This window comes from Alicyclobacillus contaminans DSM 17975, from assembly GCF_000429525.1.
Lineage (GTDB): Bacteria > Bacillota > Bacilli > Alicyclobacillales > Alicyclobacillaceae > Alicyclobacillus_A > Alicyclobacillus_A contaminans.
The window spans coordinates 1-14,469 of sequence record NZ_AUCA01000056.1; the positions used below are offsets into that span (position 1 = coordinate 1).

Here is a 14,469-nt window from a genome sequence, read left to right on the forward strand (position 1 = left end):
GTGGAGCAGACGGATACGAATCGGTCGAGGGCTTCACCTGAGTGAGTCGGTGGCGAAGGAGATTTCGCTGTTTAGTTTACAAGGTACAGGGTACCTTGGAGAAAGGATGTAGCGTGAGCGCAGGGCGGAATGCAAAGCAGAAGCCCAGGCAATCACGATACACATAGAGGTTCGCGGGGTGTCTGCGAACGGCTCGCTTGAGCGCAGGAGTGAGCAGACACCCACGAACCGGGTCTGGTGGCGATAGCGGAGGGGAAACACGCGTACCCATCCCGAACACGACCGTTAAGACCTCCAGCGCCGAGGATACTTGGGGCGGGAGCCCCTGGGAACGTAGGACGCTGCCAGGCAAAGGAACAAGAGCTCAACAGGTCATCTCCTGTTGGGCTCTTTGTGTGTTCAAGTGACCAAAGTGTTCCGCCCGCTCATCCAAAATTGGGCCGAGGGTTACAACGGGCGAATCGAATCGGCGCGGGTGCGATGGCCAATGACCAAGTACATCAGGTGAGATGTGAACACAGTGCCCACGTCTCTTCGCAGGCTGCGGTGGCCGATGCCAACACAGCATCCATTGAGTAGCTCGCCAAATACTCTCGAACCAAGTAGGCGTCCGGCTCATTGTTCCACGTCACAATATCGGACCACTCCACCGGATTGTAGCGAGCCAAGGCGGACAGGGAAAACAAGAGTACACAGTGGCAAGCCCAGGGAGGCGGAGCCGCGCCATCGAGCACGAAGAGATGGTCACTTTCGTGAACAATCCAGGGATGGTTTACATCGGCGACTGCCAACGTCAAAAGTCCGGGCGGATCGGGCTGAAATTGTGTATGCGGCTTGTTATCGGGCAGTGCAGCGGGGTGAGCTGCAAGAAAGCGCGCCCGCCACTGATCCACCGGGAGATCCTGATTTGACGCTATGGCCCGCGCAACATACCCTGTGGAACCTGGAATCCCGGACATAAGGCGCAGCGGGTACGCGTGTTGAAAGCGCGGGTAAATTTGGCCAACGGCGATGGCGCTGCTTGGCAGCGTGCCCAGCAAGTCGCCGATGGTCATGCGTGATGGATGTTCCTTGTCCGGACAGACTACATGCCAGAAACTTTGAAGCACGCCATTCTTGAACAGAGTCGCGGTTTCAAACGGCCATCGATAGGGTGCACGTTTGAGACGTCGGACGGATACACCGTGTTGAAGCACGGTGGTCGTGGATGGCCAACCGAGATCGACGGCGAACAGTATCGTCTTGAGCCAGTGCAGCAACGCATAATAACGCAGCAAGGGTTGTACGCTCAGGTCCGCAGATGCCGCCGCCTGTTGGTAGGACACGCACTGGCGGGCAGACGCTGCGATCTTGGCGGCGCTGTCATACAGATGCGCATCGGCGGCGTCCTTGTGCATGTGGGTTAGCATCCGGCGCGCGAATCGTTCACTTTGCAGTTGTCTGCAGAGTGCCTGCTGGTCTATGGATCGTTCGGTCGGAAGAGATCTCGACTCATCGAATGCAGATGATTTCGCCATTTGACACGTCCTGAATGAGGTTGTTATACTACGCCTAATATCCACCGGGAGACTTTCATTTATGCCCACGCTCGGCTCCACGCATACCGGAGCATTTGGTTGGACAAATTTCACGGGGACGGAGGGAATGTGTTGTGGCTGACAATTGGAACAACAAGTTTCAACGGGAAGGGCTGACCTTTGACGACGTTCTGCTCATCCCGGCACGGTCGGAGGTGCTGCCGCGGGATGTAGACGTTCGAACCAAATTGACCACCGATATCCACCTGAATATTCCGATTGTTAGCGCCGCAATGGACACTGTGACCGAAGCGGCGCTTGCTATTGCAATGGCGCGTGAAGGTGGCATTGGCATCATTCATAAGAACATGAGCGTTGAACGTCAGGCGGAAGAAGTCGACAAAGTGAAGCGTTCGGAGAGCGGAGTCATTGTCGATCCGATTTATCTCACGCCGGACAGGCCCATCCGCGATGCAGAAAAGATGATGGCCAAGTACCGCATTTCTGGGGTGCCGATTGTGGAACCCGGAAGCCACCGTTTGGTCGGTATCATCACCAACCGGGATCTGCGGTTTGAACGAAATGATGATCGGCCGATTGCGGAGGTCATGACGACCGAAAACCTGGTGACGGCACCCGTTGGAACTACGCTCGCCGACGCCAAAGAGATTCTTCGTCATCACAAGATTGAAAAACTGCCTTTGGTGGACAATGAAGGTATTCTCAAAGGCCTCATCACCATCAAGGACATTGAGAAGGCGCGGCAGTTCCCCAACGCGGCGAAAGATACCCACGGCCGACTGTTGGTGGGCGCGGCCGTTTCCACCTCTGCGGATATGCACGACCGGGTGGAAGCGCTCGTGTCGGCCGGTGCGGACGTCATTGTCGTGGATACGGCGCACGGACATTCGCTGGGCGTGATTCGTCTCGTCAAGGAAGTGAGACAAAAATACCCGGACATTCAATTGATCGCAGGAAACGTGGCCACCGGCGAAGGTACGGAAGCGTTGATTGAAGCCGGCGTCAACGCGGTGAAGGTCGGGATTGGGCCCGGATCGATTTGTACCACTCGCGTCGTGGCAGGTATCGGTGTTCCGCAGGTCACGGCCATTTACGATTGTGCGTCCGTTGCGCGGAAGAAGGGGATCCCCATCATCGGTGACGGCGGGATCAAGTACTCGGGAGACATCGTCAAAGCGATTGCGGCGGGTGCCAGCACTGTGATGATTGGCAGCCTCCTGGCGGGAACCGAGGAGAGCCCAGGGGAAGTCGAGATTTACCAGGGTCGGCGTTTCAAGGTGTATCGCGGCATGGGATCGCTGGGTGCCATGAAGGATGGCGGCGGCGAGCGGTACTTCCAGGAAGATCGGAAAAAGCTCGTGCCTGAAGGCATTGAGGGGCGAGTGGCATATCGCGGACCGCTTTCGGATATTCTGTTTCAATTGGTCGGCGGGTTGCGCGCCGGGATGGGATACTGCGGAGCGCCAACGATTCCCGCGCTGCAGAACGACGCCCAGTTTATGCGGATTACGGCGGCGGGGTTGCGGGAGAGCCACCCGCACGATGTGCAGATCACGAAAGAGGCGCCAAACTACAGCATTTGAAACAGCCAACGGTGAAAGGAATGGCGTGCCGAATGACCCGGCACGCCATTTTTCTCATTCCCGCGATGCATCCTCTGACGAATAGGAAACATCGACGATGGATGTGGCCGCCGCTTCCGAGCGGCGTTTCGCAATCTGGAGGGCTTCCAGCAAGACATCCATGTCTCTTTGCATCTCCTGGTACTGCTGCTCCACGTAAGCACGTTGCTGTTCAACCTTTTCCAGACGTTGCATATGATCCGCCAATTGCGATTGCAGCCGCTGGTTATCCTGACGAAGGTGCATGATTTCGCCCCCCTCGTCGACGATTTCCACCTGCTGCAGATACTGAATCAACTCGCTCTTGGTAATTTTTTTGCGTCCTTCCAAAGCAAGTTCCCGAGCGCGCGGTGCCTGATATTCCTCTCGTTCGTGATGGACGATGGGACGGCTGGCCGCGCTCGGTGTGGGGGTCGGCGCAACATGAGACGAACCGGATTGCTGCTCTTCCTCATCGCTGGAGAAAATGGGCTTCCACACTTCCTGCAGCCGCTGGCGGGTTGCGGACGCGGTGCGCGACAGCCACTCCATTCCCGAAATCGGTCGGAACGTGCGCCCTGTGCGGCGGGACGTTCTGCGAAACCGCCGGATTTCAATCAGTTCGTCGGCGGAAAGCGCTGACCCGGCCAGATGGTTGATCAGGCGTCGCAGACAGGCTTCGTGAAATGGTCCCTGCGGATTGAGATGGGCACATTCTCTGCACACCACTGTGCGCCACTCCTCCAGGTGGGCCGAGGCGATGGCCGTGTTCTGAGGCAATCGGTACACCACGCTGTCCGGGGTCTGCTCAACCACCTCCAGGCGCCCGGTGGCGACCAATTGTTCCGCGGCCAGTTCGGCGGCGCGAAGGTGAGTGGGCAGACCGCCGCGGAGGCTGACGGATAGATCAAAGAGACTCGCCTGTGTCAGATTGTGTTCAAACATCGCCGTTTCGAACGCCGACAGGACCGCTTCCTCCGCTTCCTGTTCCGTGGTCGGCCAATCGTAGATCACGTAGATATCCACCGGCCGATGCTGTTCCAGCGCCCGATGGGCGGTTTCGAAGTCAACCTCCACGCCTTTGTCGACATCATACAAAGGAACCTGATGCTGTTCCGCAATTTCCAGAGCTTCGTATCCGCGAAGCGTTCGCACTGCGTTCACGCCTTTCATGATAATTGACACTCAATTCGACACGATCCCCATGATCTTCGCAGAATGTGCCGCGGATCTGTCCGCCTCGCCGGACCAGCGGCCCATAGATATGTAAATGGTATCCATCGGCCCGTGTGGGCGTGTATGATATACTCGACGGCAAATATGACTTTGAGGAGTGCTGTTTGGTGACTGGTCGTGTACTGGCCACTTTTTTACTGGCTGCTGCGCTGTTCGCGTCCACCGGTGCGGCGCCGGCCGAAGCTTCGACGGTGGCGCCCGTCTTTGCTTCCAGCCTCATGCCGAAACCGCCAGCCATCCAAGCGAAATCCACCATTCTGCTTGACGCAGACAACGGACAGGTGTTGTACGAGAAAGACGCTGATGAGGAACGTGCGCCTGCGTCTACAACCAAGCTTATGACGATGCTCCTGGTGTTGCAAGCGGTTCGTGCAAAACAAATTTCGTGGACCGACGAGGTGCCCGTGACGAAGGACGCGTATCAGGTGTCGGTGATGCCGGATGTGTCCAGCGCGTATCTCGATCCGAAGGAACACTTCACCCTGCGCGACATGATGAAATTCATCGCGGTACTGTCCGCGAATGACGCCACGGTTGCCGTGGCAGACAAGCTGGCCGGCAGCCAGGCGGCGTTTGTTGCTGAGATGAACGCCGAAGCAGCCCGGCTCGGTATGACGCACACGCATTATATGAACACAAACGGTCTACCGGAAAAGAATCACTATTCGTCCGCGCGGGACCTGGCCACGCTGGCCCGCTATCTGGTGACCAACTACCCGGAGGTGCTGCAGTTCACCTCCATTCCCAGCGTTCAGGTGCGAAAATCCACCTCTCCCTGGCCGAGTACGGACGAGCTCCTCGGCCATTATCCGGGGCTGGACGGATTGAAGACCGGATTCACCGACGACGCGGGGTACTGTTACGTCGGTACGGCCAAGCAGGGATCGGTGCGGTTGATCTCCGTGGTCATGGCGGATACCACGGACAATATCCACCAACGGTTCACCGACACCAAGCTGCTGTTGGACTACGGATTCCACCAGTTCCACGAGCAGATGGTCGCGCATAAAGGTGCGTCATTGTCGCAGTCCGTCTCCGTTCCGAACGGGAAGCAGACGGACGTCCCGGTCGCAGCGAAGGACAATCTGCTGGTGGATGTGCCCAACGGGACGTCGCTGCAGCTTCGCGTTGTGCTTCCGCAGTCGGTGAAAGCGCCCGTCAAAGCGGGGCAGTCGGTCGGCGAGCTGGAATGCCTGGATGGAACCACGGTGGTTGCCAAGACGGACGTTGTCGCGCTCGCGGCCGACGCCAAAGCGAACTGGTTTGTCCGAATGCTGCGCGCAATTGGTGACTGGTTCCACCGTTTGTTGCACCATGGATAATGTATAATAATATCGTGTCAATTCTTCCGTCCAACAGATTCCCATCCGGACATCGGCGTTCGGAAGGTCATGAGGTGAGGGCCGGATGGCAACACCGCATTGGATTGAAGTTGGATCTCTCATCTGCAGCAGTATTCTCGCTCTGCTGTTTCTTGTTGGCGGTTTTTTTGAGATGCGGCGATGGCTGCGTACAATGAAGAAAGACAATTCATAACATGGTGCAGCGCTGGCGAAATCCAGCTGGCCGATTTGCTGGGGGAGGTTCTATTGATGGCGAAGACAGGAACTGAATTGGTCAAACGCGGAATGGCGGAAATGCAAAAGGGCGGCGTGATCATGGACGTCGTCAACGCTGAGCAGGCAAAGATCGCCGAAGCCGCTGGCGCCGTTGCCGTGATGGCGCTGGAGCGCGTTCCGTCCGACATTCGCGCGGCCGGCGGCGTTGCGCGCATGGCGGATCCGACCGTGGTGGAAGAGGTTATGAACGCGGTCTCGATTCCGGTCATGGCGAAATGCCGCATCGGGCATATCGTCGAAGCGCGCGTGTTGGAGTCGATGGGCGTGGATTACATCGACGAAAGTGAAGTGCTGACGCCGGCGGATGACAAATTCCACATCAACAAGCGGGAATTCACCGTACCGTTTGTATGCGGTGCGCGCGATTTGGGCGAAGCGCTCCGCCGGATTGCGGAAGGCGCCTCGATGATCCGCACCAAAGGTGAACCCGGAACCGGCAACATCATTGAGGCGGTCAAGCATCAACGCATGATGCAAGCTCAGATCCGCAAGATTCAAAACATGTCGGAAGACGAACTGGTGGCAGAAGCCAAGAACCTCGGCGCGCCGTATGAACTGGTGCTTGAAATTCACCGAACGGGCAAGCTGCCTGTGGTGAACTTCGCCGCTGGCGGCGTTGCAACGCCGGCGGACGCGGCGCTGATGATGGAACTGGGCAGTGACGGCGTATTCGTCGGCTCCGGCATCTTCAAGTCGGAGAATCCGGAGAAGTTTGCCCGGGCCATCGTTCAGGCGACCACGCACTACAAGGACTACAAGTTGATTGCCGAGTTGTCCAAAGGTCTCGGCACGCCCATGAAGGGCATTGAACTGAGCACACTCCGCGAAGAAGAACGCATGGCTGCGCGTGGTTGGTAATCGAGGCGAACAGAGAGATGAAAATCGGTATTTTGGCATTGCAGGGTGCTGTGCGCGAGCATCAGCAGATGTTGGAAAAACTAGGTGCCGAGACAGTGTTGATTAAGAAGCCCGAGCATCTGGATGGCATTGAGGGCCTGGTCGTGCCCGGCGGAGAAAGCACCACCATGGGAAAACTGCTGCGTGAGTACGACCTGCTTCAGCCCATCAAAGCCATGGGAGAACAGGGCCTGCCCGTCTTCGGCACCTGTGCGGGCATGATTGTGATGGCCAAACGCATTCAGGGAGCGGACGAGCCTCACCTGGGCCTGATGGACGTGGAAGTGAACCGCAATTCCTTTGGGCGGCAGGTGAACAGCTTCGAGACGGATCTCGACATTCCTGCGATTGGAGAGCAGCCGTTCCCAGCCGTGTTCATCCGAGCGCCCCACGTCACCGAGGTGGGGGACAGCGTCGAAGTGTTGGCCCGTTACGAGGATCGGGTCGTTGCCGCTCGTCAAGGACGTTTGTTGGCGTTGTCGTTTCATCCCGAACTCACCGGTGATGATCGATTGCACAGGTACTTTTTGGACATGGTTCAAGAACGGAATTCGTGAGAACGTCTGCGCCACTCGCTGCGGGGTGGCGCAGTTTGTTTTCGGCGCCCATCCCGCGCGGATGTTGCCGACCGGCAGGCGGTCTGATATTCTCAAAGAATACGGACAGATGAGGGACGGTGCTGATTCGATGTTGGATTTGAAGGCAATTCGACAGGAGCCGGATCGATTTCGGCGCGGCCTGGCTCGCAAGCGACACAATCCCGCGCTGATTGATGAACTTCTGAAGGTGGACGAAGCGTGGCGATCCGCGCTCGTCGAAGTGGAACGCCTGAAGGCGGAGCGCAACCGGGCGTCAGAAGCGATTGCGCGCAAGAAAAAGCAAGGCGAGGATGCCGCAGCGGACATCGCAGAGATGCGCGCGGTATCTGAGAAGATTAAGGAACTCGAAGAGCAGGTTCGCCAGTTGGACGAGCAGGTTCAGTCGCAGTTGCTGGAGCTGCCGAATATCCCGCACGACTCCGTCCCGGACGGCGAGGACGACGGCGACAACGTGGTGGTCAAGCAGTGGGGAGAGCAGCCAAAGTTTGATTTCACGCCGAAACCCCACTGGGAACTGGCGCAGGAACTGGACATTGTGGATTTTGAGCGAGCGGTGAAGATCACGGGCAGCCGCTTTGTCCTCTACAAGGGTCTCGGCGCCAAACTGGAGCGCGCGCTAGCCAACTTCATGCTGGATTATCAGATTGAGAAGAACGGCTACGTCGAGATGTTCCCCCAGTTTATCGCCAACGACACCAGCATGGTGGGAACCGGCAATCTGCCGAAATTCGGCGACGAGATGTTCAAGCTGGAGGGCCTGCCGTATTACCTGATTCCGACCGCGGAAATCCCGCTGACCAACTATTACCGGGACGAGATTCTGGATCCGTCCATGCTTCCGGTGAAGTTTGCGGGTTACAGCGCCTGCTTCCGATCCGAGGCAGGCAGCGCAGGCAAGGACACGCGCGGGCTCATCCGTCTGCACCAGTTCCAGAAGGTCGAGCTCGTGAAATTGGTGACACCAGAGACGTCCTACGCGGAACTGGATTCGCTTGTGGAGGATTGCGAGGACATCCTGCAGGCGCTGGAATTGCCGTATCGGGTGGTGGAGTGCTGCACCGGAGATCAGGGCGCGAAGGCATCCAAACAGTACGACTTGGAAGTTTGGATCCCGGCGTCGGGCCGTTACCGCGAAATCTCCTCCTGCTCGAACTTTGAGGACTACCAGGCGCGGCGAGCCAACCTCCGGTTCCGGAGGGACGAGTCATCGAAGCCGGAGTTTCTGCATACACTCAACGGGTCGGGGCTGGCCGTGGGCCGCACGGTGGCCGCGATTCTCGAAAACGGGCAGCAGGCCGACGGCAGCATTCGCCTGCCGAAAGCGCTGGTGCCATACATGGGTGTTGAGGTCATTTCACGGAGGGCATAAGCCATGACCGTGCAACAAGGGGTCGGCCTGCTCGTACTGGTATTGGCTGCGGCGTCCATATACGCCCAATGGCGAGCGATGCATCGCACAGCGTTCATCCGCTCGATGTTCATCTCCTGGAGCGCGGTGGTCATGGGCTGGCTCGTGGGTCTGCTCCCGACCATCGCCGCAGCCATCGTGTCCATTCCGCTCCTGCTGTTTGGTTTTGGCATGATGGCGGTCTTGGGCATGAAGTCGTGGCAGGTTGTGCGGGCACGGCGCAGGACGATGCGGGAGCAGGGGTCAGGTGCGGATCCGTCGTAAGGAGGGGCCAGGGTGCGCATATCACACGTATGCGTGGATTTGACCGCGGACGATTTGAACAGTTTGATTGCCGATTTTGCCGCTGAGGCGAATCTTCGCTTCACGGAGATTATCGACGAAGGCATCCGGGGTCAGGTGAAGCTGTTGTTCTTTAACGTGGACTTTTTCGCCAAGCCCGCATCCACCAGCCCGGAGGAAGTGTCCGTGGACGTGACCGCGCACAAGTTGATGGCCATCCCTGGTTCGGTGGTCAACCGCCAACTGCGGGAAGCCATGAAGGATGCCCCGGCCGGTATTGACGTCATCCGCAACTCCTTGGTCGTCCATCTCCCGTCGCTCCTGCGAACCGTCGGCGTTGACCTGCGCATTCGCGAACTTCGTTGCTACAACGGGTACCTTCGCGCACATGTGGAGAAGATCTCGCTGCCGGCGTTCCATATGCTGGGGCAAACGTTGGCTGCCGGATGGAACAGCCGAGAATGATGGAGCGTTCGGCCACAGCATGGTGCAGGGATAGCACGACTTTCCTTTGCAATGGGGCCAGATTTCGGTATACTGAAGATGCTATGCACCCGTAGCTCAGGTGGATAGAGCGGTGGTTTCCTAAACCGCGTCTTGCGGGGGTTCGAGTCCCTCCGGGTGCGCCAGAAATGCTTGATGCATAAGGGTTTGTGGTGAAAGGTGTTTGCAAGCACCTGAGCCGCAAGCCCTTTTTGCTAACAAAATGCTAACCTTCGTAACACGAAATTCTAATCGTTGCCGAATATCTCGTTTGCAAACGTGTCGACGGCTCTTTCCTGGATTCCCGGGAGCAGATGGGTGTAGGTGTCGAGTGTGATGCTAACATTGGCATGCCCGAGTCGTTCAGCCACGACCTTTGGGTTGATGCCTTGTTGGAGTAACAATGAAGCATGGGTGTGTCGCGCGTCGTGAATTCGAATTCGTGGAACCCCGGCTTTTTCAATCAATGCATTCCATCTGGCGGTGAAGTTGCCATGGTACAGAGGTGTTCCCTTGTCGGTACAGCAGACGAGGTCCAAATCCATACGGTAATCATCACCGAAGAGTCTCTGCTTCTCTTCTTGATCCCGCTTTACTTGTTTCAGAACATGAACTACCTGTTGCGGGATCGGGATTGTTCGATTTCCGGACTTGGTTTTCGGTTGTTGAAAAACATGACCTCCACGAATAAAGGAAATCTGTTGCCTTACGGTTAATCGGGCATTATCCAAGTCCACGTCCTGCCATCTCAGTCCCAGAACTTCGCCCACTCTCATTCCTGTGGTGAGAAGCAAGAGAAATACGTGGTACAGGCTGTCCTCTGACGAAGTCTTTATGAACTTCTGCACCTGTTCCTTCGTCCAGACTTTCATTTCAACTTTTTTTGGCCGGGGAGCATCGACAAGTTTACAGGGATTCCGCCCAATCAACCCCCATCGAACAGCTCGGTCGAATGCGTTTTGGAGGATGAGATGAACATGCAGGATGGTGCGTTCCGATAGGTTCCCCGGTTTGCCATCGGGGCGCGGGCTTTCTCTAAGCGTTGCGTAAAGTTTCTCGATGTGCTTTGGTGTAACCTGTTTGAGTTTCAGATGTCCAATGTGTGGCATTACGTGATAATTGAGCGTCCACTCGTAGCTCCGCCAGGTGCTTGGTCTCACTTGCAGTTTCTTTTGATTTCCCCAATCCGTGAGAAATTCGGCCACAGATTGATTTGCAGGTGGTACATACGACCCTTGCTCGACGGCCGTGACCTGTTCCGCCAGGGCGGCCTGGGCCTCTTTCTTCGTCTTGTACCCTCCAATCCACTTTTGTTTTCGCTTTCCGCGTTCATCCCGCCCAACATCGAAAACAATCGACCATGTAGAGCCTCTTTTCACGACTGAACCACGCAAACAAAAACCTCCTCTCTTTGTCTAGATCATAAGACAAGGGTTGTAGGAAATCTATGAACTGTACGTGGCGTAGAAATTGAAAATGGATACACCTTGCGCAGATTGGTAGGATGTGCTACCATTATGATGAATTTGATACCACTTATCACTGCATGCACCCAGCATGCTGGTCCAGCTCCTCCGGGAGTAGGGCGTTTGACGCTCGCACGTACATAGTGTGGCAATAATCCTCTTATCTGACCCGTCAGATCATGTTTGTATAACCCCTGTATGCTTTGAACTAACTAATTTTTCATCGTGAATAACCGTGTCCTACTTGTGTTCATAGTGTGCTTTCACGTCTTTGACAAGTTTCGAATTGGTGTAGACCTACACTCCAAATACGAGTTTGACTATTTTGTCTCCCATTGTGAACAAACGAGTTTCACATGCCAACAGCCAGGTCCGTAATGCGGGACGTGGCTTTTTTATGCGCGTTTTATCCCAATAGATTAGGAGGCATTCGCATGCGAGTAGGTGAGTTTGGTGAGTTACCGTACGGCCTGACAGTTGAGGAAGCTCAGAAAATCCTGCGTGTCGGGCGTACTAAGATGTATGAGTTGTGCAGGTTGGAGGATTTTCCAGCGTTGCGAATCGGGAAGCGAATCGTAATTCCCCGCGATGAATTGTTTAGGTGGATCAAGGACCAGATGGGAGGTCGGAGGTGATTGGGCGAGTTTGAGCTTTTGGAGCAGTACATCAGTTTGGGATGGCGGATTTTCCCCCTCCACGGAATTACGCCTGGAGGTCAGTGTACGTGTGGAGTGCCCGACTGTCGCGATACGGGTAAGCACCCGCGTGTGTCGCGATGGCCTGATGTTGCAACAAGTGATAAACGCCAAATCAAAGTGTGGGCCGAGGATTGGCCAGACAGTAATTGGGCGTTGGCATGTGGGCGCGGAAGCGGCGTGGTAGCGATAGATGTTGACCCACGTGCCGGAGGCGAAGAGTCACTCTGTGCCCTTGAGCGTGTACTTGGTCCGTTGGCAGAAACGGTAACTTCTTTAACTGGAGGTGGTGGTCAACATTACTTGTTTCAATGGCCAGATACGAACATATCGAATCGGGTTAGTTTCTGGCCAGGCATAGATATCCGTTCGGAACGCGGATACATTGTGTTACCACCGTCACGTCACAAAAGCGGGCGTCGGTATGAGTGGGAGATTGCACATCACCCTGAAGATGTTCCGATTGCTCAGTTGCCTAATGCATGGTTGTCTGTCTTGGCAACCAAACCCTCACCAAAGACGGAACGTTTTAACGAGCGATGGAAGCCGATGCCGATTGATGAAGCTCGCCGAATCGCTCCGCAAGTATGCGCTCGCTTGCGCCAATATATCAGTCCGTTGGGTGCTACTCAGGTTACGTACGAAGAGTGGGTCGCCATGGCCTCGTGGGCACACGCACTGACAGACGACAGTAGACTGTTCCACGAGTGGAGCATGTCAGATGTACGTCGTTACGATTACCGGGAGACGGAGAGAAAGTGGCATCAAACCGCCGCATTACATCCAGTTTCCTGCCAGAGAATACAACATAATCATCCCATGCAAATCTGTGCTGAATGCCTGCAGAGACAGATTGGTGGTCAGTCATGATGAATCCCGCACTCAAAGCGCGCAGGGTATATTCCCGAGAACTGGGCATGCGCGGAGTCTGGGGTGCTCCATTCAGAGCGATGGAGTGCCCCGTGCCTGGTGAAAATCTAGACGGAACAACAATGGGGGTCCAGAAGAGTTTACTAGATGGGTTACATTTTACCCAACAGGGACTCGCAGAACTATTCATTCGATTGCATGGTGAGGTAACTCGTTATTGTCATGACAGCCGTACATGGCGGATCTGGGATGGAACGCGGTGGAAACGGGATGAGACCGAAGAGATTTTTCGCCTGATACTTGGCACCGTTAGGACGATTCATCACATTGCGGATACATGGGAAATCGAGAACGACAATGATCGCATACAGCAGGAGCAGATTAAGCGCTGGGCCATACGGAGCGAAACGAGACGCACGATGGAGGAGGCACTAAAGCTAGTCAGAGTTAACGAGTCGATTGCTGTAACGGAAAATTTATTTGATGCTGATCCATATCTACTTAACATCCAAAACGGAACTCTGGATCTCCGTAGTGGAGAATTACAGGATCACCGTCAAGGCGATTACATCAGCATGTTGGCTCCGGTTGTGTATGATAGGGACGCCAAATGTCCAAATTGGGAGTCCTTTATCCGGGCCGTAGCAGGGGAGGACGGCGACCTGATCCGCTATCTACAGCAGGTTACTGGGTACGCCTTGACCGAGGACGCAAGAGAGGAAGTATTTTATCTATTGTATGGTCCACCTCAAAGTGGAAAGACAACGTTTCTTGAAGTTATTCGGGCGCTTCTTGGAGACTACGCAAGGCAGGCGGACTTTTCGACTTTTGTGGCTTCGAGGTTTATTTCACCCAACTCTCCGAGGAGTGACTTGGTCCGATTGTCTCGTGCTCGTTTGGTAACGGCTAGTGAGGCGGAGAGTGGGCAACGGTGGGCAGAGGGACTCATTAAACGATTAACAGGCGGTGATACAGTTACAGCACGCGCTCTGTACCGCGAATCGCATGAGTATCGGCCTGGGTTCAAGCTTTGTTTTGCGCTGAATGATTTGCCGGATGTGAGGCCGGAAGAGGAAGCATTTTGGCGGAGGACGATAGTTATTCCATTCAATCACAAAGTGTCCGAAGAAAAGGTGGACAAAAGCCTTCGTGAAAAATTGAAATCTGAACTGCCGGGAATCCTTGCATGGGCGGTACGTGGATGTTTGGATTGGCAACGGCATGGGTTTACGGTGCCATCTGTTATCAGGGAGGCCACGAACAAATATCGTGAGGAAACAGACACCATTAGACAATTTCTCGACGAGTGTTGCACTGTGGAGGCACGAGCGAGGGTGCTGAGTGGCGACATATACAGTCGCTATGTTGCTTGGAGTAAGACATTTAACTTGGAGCCTGTTTCTCATAAAGCTTTCATTCAGTATTTGGTACGGAAGCTGGCATGTGCAAAGAAGAGAGGTGAGCGTCAAATAGCGCACACCTAGCGCCAGGCCCTCTTCTGCGAGATGATCCCCCCAGAATCCAATCATGGAGGGATCATCGTGACGAAGGCCGAGTTGGCAGAGCTTCGTGAGCTTTGGCGTGCCCGCGTGGCGGATTTCCGTGCCAGTGGACAAACTGGCGCGGCGTGGTGTGCTGCCCACCAGATCAAGGAGCACCAGCTGTGGTATTGGGTGGGCAAGTTTAAGGCAGAAGCGCAGGAGCGGTCGGCGTCGGAGCCACAACCCCGTTTTATCCCGGTGCATGTCCAGGAAGCCGACAAGGATGCGCACACG

Annotated in this window: 14 protein-coding genes, 1 tRNA gene and 1 rRNA gene; 13 read left to right on the forward strand and 3 right to left on the reverse strand. The window is 55.7% G+C overall.

Annotated elements, in window-relative coordinates; genetic code table 11:
- Nucleotides 1–233: 233 nt before the first annotated feature.
- Nucleotides 234–350, forward strand: a 5S ribosomal RNA gene (gene rrf / locus G463_RS0115500).
- A 150-nt stretch (nucleotides 351–500) separates the two neighbouring features.
- On the opposite strand, the gene G463_RS0115505 is transcribed toward rrf, so the two are convergent.
- Entirely contained in the window at nucleotides 501–1,517 is a 1,017-nt protein-coding gene (locus G463_RS0115505; protein WP_084171783.1) for a YaaC family protein, read from the reverse strand.
- 134 nt (nucleotides 1,518–1,651) lie between these two features.
- On the opposite strand from G463_RS0115505, the gene guaB reads away from it, so the two are divergent.
- Nucleotides 1,652–3,121, forward strand: a complete 1,470-nt coding sequence (gene guaB, locus G463_RS0115510) for an IMP dehydrogenase (RefSeq protein ID WP_026975890.1) — start codon at nucleotides 1,652–1,654, stop codon at nucleotides 3,119–3,121.
- Nucleotides 3,122–3,175: 54 nt separating this feature from the next.
- On the opposite strand, the gene G463_RS0115515 is transcribed toward guaB, so the two are convergent.
- Nucleotides 3,176–4,312 carry a hypothetical protein gene (locus tag G463_RS0115515; RefSeq protein WP_026975891.1) on the reverse strand — a complete coding sequence of 379 codons (1,137 nt, stop codon included), beginning with the start codon at nucleotides 4,310–4,312 and terminating at the stop codon, nucleotides 3,176–3,178.
- A 170-nt stretch (nucleotides 4,313–4,482) separates the two neighbouring features.
- Between G463_RS0115515 and G463_RS20860 the strand changes: the two genes are divergently transcribed.
- The 7 genes from G463_RS20860 to G463_RS0115555 all read left to right on the forward strand — a co-directional run bounded on the left by G463_RS20860 (nucleotide 4,483) and on the right by G463_RS0115555 (nucleotide 9,809).
- Nucleotides 4,483–5,697: a D-alanyl-D-alanine carboxypeptidase family protein gene (locus G463_RS20860; protein WP_051322362.1), complete on the forward strand. Its 1,215-nt coding sequence runs from the start codon at nucleotides 4,483–4,485 to the stop codon at nucleotides 5,695–5,697.
- A 270-nt stretch (nucleotides 5,698–5,967) separates the two neighbouring features.
- Entirely contained in the window at nucleotides 5,968–6,852 is an 885-nt protein-coding gene (pdxS, locus tag G463_RS0115530; protein WP_026975892.1) for a pyridoxal 5'-phosphate synthase lyase subunit PdxS, read from the forward strand.
- Between the two features lie 17 nt (nucleotides 6,853–6,869).
- Nucleotides 6,870–7,448, forward strand: a complete 579-nt coding sequence (gene pdxT, locus G463_RS0115535; RefSeq protein WP_026975893.1) for a pyridoxal 5'-phosphate synthase glutaminase subunit PdxT — start codon at nucleotides 6,870–6,872, stop codon at nucleotides 7,446–7,448.
- Nucleotides 7,449–7,578: 130 nt separating this feature from the next.
- Nucleotides 7,579–8,859, forward strand: coding sequence for a serine--tRNA ligase (gene serS / locus G463_RS0115540; RefSeq protein ID WP_026975894.1), 1,281 nt, complete (start codon nucleotides 7,579–7,581; stop codon nucleotides 8,857–8,859).
- 3 nt (nucleotides 8,860–8,862) lie between these two features.
- The gene (locus tag G463_RS0115545; RefSeq protein WP_026975895.1) at nucleotides 8,863–9,162 is read left to right on the forward strand and encodes a hypothetical protein; all 300 of its coding nucleotides are present in this window, start codon (nucleotides 8,863–8,865) and stop codon (nucleotides 9,160–9,162) included.
- 12 nt (nucleotides 9,163–9,174) lie between these two features.
- On the forward strand, nucleotides 9,175–9,645 hold the full coding sequence (locus G463_RS0115550; protein WP_026975896.1) for a hypothetical protein: 471 nt from the start codon (nucleotides 9,175–9,177) through the stop codon (nucleotides 9,643–9,645).
- Nucleotides 9,646–9,730: 85 nt separating this feature from the next.
- Nucleotides 9,731–9,809: transfer RNA gene (locus tag G463_RS0115555), tRNA-Arg, on the forward strand.
- Nucleotides 9,810–9,911: 102 nt separating this feature from the next.
- On the opposite strand, the gene G463_RS0115560 is transcribed toward G463_RS0115555, so the two are convergent.
- Nucleotides 9,912–11,057 carry a site-specific integrase gene (locus tag G463_RS0115560; RefSeq protein WP_026975897.1) on the reverse strand — a complete coding sequence of 382 codons (1,146 nt, stop codon included), beginning with the start codon at nucleotides 11,055–11,057 and terminating at the stop codon, nucleotides 9,912–9,914.
- A gap of 506 nt (nucleotides 11,058–11,563) precedes the next feature.
- Between G463_RS0115560 and G463_RS24095 the strand changes: the two genes are divergently transcribed.
- The 4 genes from G463_RS24095 to tnpA form a co-directional block, all read left to right on the forward strand.
- Nucleotides 11,564–11,764, forward strand: coding sequence for a helix-turn-helix domain-containing protein (locus G463_RS24095; RefSeq protein ID WP_026975898.1), 201 nt, complete (start codon nucleotides 11,564–11,566; stop codon nucleotides 11,762–11,764).
- A gap of 36 nt (nucleotides 11,765–11,800) precedes the next feature.
- Nucleotides 11,801–12,694 (forward strand): bifunctional DNA primase/polymerase, encoded by an 894-nt coding sequence (locus tag G463_RS24100; RefSeq protein ID WP_284211740.1) that lies wholly within the window; start codon nucleotides 11,801–11,803, stop codon nucleotides 12,692–12,694.
- The gene (locus tag G463_RS20865; RefSeq protein WP_169725489.1) at nucleotides 12,694–14,178 is read left to right on the forward strand and encodes a DNA primase family protein; all 1,485 of its coding nucleotides are present in this window, start codon (nucleotides 12,694–12,696) and stop codon (nucleotides 14,176–14,178) included. Before G463_RS24100 ends, G463_RS20865 begins: the two co-directional genes overlap by 1 nt.
- A 57-nt stretch (nucleotides 14,179–14,235) precedes the next feature.
- The coding region (tnpA, locus tag G463_RS0115575) for an IS66 family insertion sequence element accessory protein TnpA (protein ID WP_026975899.1) at nucleotides 14,236–14,469 on the forward strand (234 nt) is incomplete at its 3' end.